This is a genomic window from Xenorhabdus aichiensis (assembly GCF_028598775.1).
Lineage (GTDB): Bacteria > Pseudomonadota > Gammaproteobacteria > Enterobacterales > Enterobacteriaceae > Xenorhabdus > Xenorhabdus bovienii.
Genome location: NZ_JAQRFO010000102.1, coordinates 1 through 2267, shown reverse-complemented (window position 1 = coordinate 2267; position 2267 = coordinate 1). Strand labels below are relative to the sequence as shown.

At 42.4% G+C, this 2267-nt stretch carries 3 protein-coding genes and 1 pseudogene; 2 read left to right on the top strand and 2 right to left on the bottom strand.

The genetic code is table 11. The features are described 5' to 3' along the window. Nucleotides 1–56: 56 nt before the first annotated feature. Nucleotides 57–476 carry a helix-turn-helix domain-containing protein gene (locus PSI22_RS21015; protein WP_273581428.1) on the top strand — a complete coding sequence of 140 codons (420 nt, stop codon included), beginning with the start codon at nt 57–59 and terminating at the stop codon, nt 474–476. Nucleotides 477–660: 184 nt separating this feature from the next. Here the strand turns inward: PSI22_RS21015 and PSI22_RS21010 are convergent, their stop codons facing one another. Continuing rightward, nucleotides 661–900: a hypothetical protein gene (locus PSI22_RS21010; protein WP_273581427.1), complete on the bottom strand. Its 240-nt coding sequence runs from the start codon at nt 898–900 to the stop codon at nt 661–663. A gap of 100 nt (nt 901–1000) precedes the next feature. Continuing rightward, entirely contained in the window at nt 1001–1696 is a 696-nt protein-coding gene (locus tag PSI22_RS21005; protein ID WP_273581426.1) for an IS6 family transposase, read from the bottom strand. Nucleotides 1697–2082: 386 nt separating this feature from the next. Here PSI22_RS21005 and PSI22_RS21000 point away from each other — a divergent pair. Beyond that, a pseudogene (locus tag PSI22_RS21000) lies at nt 2083–2267 on the top strand (photopexin B); the annotation flags it as partial.

Below are 2267 nucleotides of genomic sequence, written 5' to 3'. Positions count from 1 at the left end.
ATAGCGACTCACAAAGAGTATGATAAATTAACAAAGAAGTATCGGGAGACAAAAGAATGATAAGAGAACCTACCAAAGCAATTCAAGCAACTACAGACTTGATCGCTGCTGTTCCCTTCTTAGGGAATAGCTCTTCTGAAAATGATTATAGAGATGCACTGGCAATGGTTGATTACTTCATCGAAAACGACGATGAGAGTCCATTGATTGATATATTGGCCGCAAAAATCACAGAGTATGAAAACAATAACGAACGTTTTGCTGAATTTAACAAAGCGGTTGAAGATATGCCTACTGGTGTGGCTGCGCTGCGTGTATTGATGGATCAACATGGCCTTTCTTACTCAGATTTGCAAGAAGAGATAGGCTCAAAATCACTTATAAGCCAGATCCTTTCGGGCAAACGTTCATTAACTATTACCCATATCAAGGCAATTTCCGAACGTTTTAATGTGAGGCCAGAGATCTTTCTTTGAGGGAAAGAAAAGCAGAACGGAACGAATACAATTCGCACTCGGGCGCACTGGCCGCTGTGACTTGCATTTACAGGAGCTTAATTTTTAGGATAGTTTCTTTCAAGTAGAGAAACTATCAAAATTTCATTAGCAGGTGACGGGGAAAATGTTAAAAACAAACGCTACAATTTATGGTTATTGATTTTCATTGCGAAAAACTGAACTCTGGCGCCTTCGCTTTGAATCCCGCTGCGCTTTCAAGAGTGATTTCTCCCTGAGATTTTATTGTCGTTTTCCCACCTACATTAAGAAAAAAATCCCCTGTAGCATGGTGAAATACATCACCGGCTTCATTCATCCCTATGCACGAACCACTTGCCATGTTAGTAATAGATATACCACCACCCGCGGTATGAATAACGAATAAATTATTGCGTTTATACACGAAATCTTTTGTGGGAGATAAAGTGGGTAGGGGAGGGGCAGCCTCAACGGTTCTGTCGCATTAACGACGGCAAATTAGCAAAAATTGCGGTGATTATTTTTTAGGCGAGCAGCAGATAGAAGTATTCCGCGGGAGAAATCGAGATCCCGTACTGTTGCACATACTGACCTTTGCTGAGCATGCAAAGCAATTCTATGCCTGCCAGCAGGGTCTGTGCCCGCCGAAAATTTTTGAACCCCAGCATCAGGCGGATACGCCGTTTAATCCGCCGATGATCCTGCTCTATCAGGTTATTCAGGTATTTGCTTTGCCGAATTTTGATACGATTTTTCTTCGGCTTGCCCGCATTGAGGCCAGCCAGCGCCGCTTTGTTGACCCCGCTTTTATCGAGGCTCACGACCTCCGGTCGTCCGTGTTGACGAATGCCCTTGTTGAAAAAGCGACGGGCGGCATCGGCATCCCGGTTGGCGGTCAACAGGAAGTCTACCGTATTGCCGGCCGAATCCACCGCCCGGTAAAGATAGCGCCACTGGCCTTTAATTTTGATATAGGTTTCATCCATTCGCCAGCGGCCGCCAACCGCAAGCATGCGGCGTCGGTAACGTTTGACAATCAGTGGAACCAGTCGATGAACCCAGCGGGAGATGGTAGCGTGGTCAACCTCAATCCCTCGCTCCGCCCTCATTTCCTCGAGATTGCGCAGGCTCAGGGCGTAGGCCAGATACCCACGAACACATTGGGCCATGATATCGACCGGATAATGGAGGCGTTTAAACGCGTTTCGGATCAGGGACATCGTTCTGGACTCGCTCAAAAACAGGGGAGCTTACCTGATGACCGCTTAATGCGACAGAACCGCTTTTATTCTGTCTCGTACTTGACCATCGCGAGTTGTGTCGTGAAGACGCTCAAGTTTGATTTTTTGTTCTGATGTAATAAATATTTTCATAGTGAGGATAATGATCTCCATTTCGGATAAAATCAAGCACCTTCAATGATTACGGGTATATTAATATATAGCATTGCCACAATCTATCTTTTATATTAATTTTCACAGCGTAATTTTTTCTATTTCGCAAAATAATTTTAATATCATTATTAATGTATTTTACCTATGAACAGTGAATTTAATAAATACGCAAAATCAATAGCAAATTTAAAAACTATGAAGGATATATATTAATGAACTCAAATGTCTATTTATTCCTTAATGCAGATAACACCAGATATAATGAAACATTAAAAAGCGCAGACATAGCCTACCCTCAACCTATCAGTAACGATTGGCCTGATCTTCCTATCGAGTTTCAAATAAATATTGATGATGTGATTAATTTAAATGGTTATTTATATTTTTTTAAAGGCTC